The sequence below is a fragment of the Vibrio sp. 10N.261.55.C5 genome, assembly GCF_041470505.1.
Lineage (GTDB): Bacteria > Pseudomonadota > Gammaproteobacteria > Enterobacterales > Vibrionaceae > Vibrio > Vibrio crassostreae_C.
Map to the genome: position 1 here is coordinate 1 of NZ_JBFRMS010000120.1, position 412 is coordinate 412.

The following is a 412-nucleotide window of genomic DNA, read 5'->3' on the forward strand; positions in this document are numbered from 1 at the left end:
TTGAAGGTGACAACCTTACTGTTGAAGGTGTGACCTACGATGGTGGTGACGGTATCCTTACTGATAACGGTAATGGTACTTACACATTCGCTCCAAACGAAAACTTCAATGGTGACGTAAACTTCGGCTTCTATGTCTCTGACGGAACCGATACGGTAACAGCAAACATCGACGTGAGCGTAACTGCCGTTGATGATGCGCCAGTGTCTGGCGACCTAGCGTACTCAATCGATGAAGACGGTTCTATCCGTTTAAGCCAAGAGCAACTGTTATCACAAGCATCAGATGTTGAAGGCGATGACCTAACAGCCAGCGGCTTAACGGTCGACGGTGATGCAACCGTTACTCAAAACGATGACGGCAGTTTCACGATTACGCCAGATGAAAACTTCAACGGTGACATCGATATCAG

At 47.6% G+C, this 412-nt stretch carries 1 protein-coding gene; it reads left to right on the forward strand.

Translation table 11 applies throughout. From position 1 onward, the window contains the following. Positions 1-412: tandem-95 repeat protein (locus AB4263_RS24105; protein WP_372099032.1), on the forward strand; the 412-nt coding region annotated here is incomplete at both ends.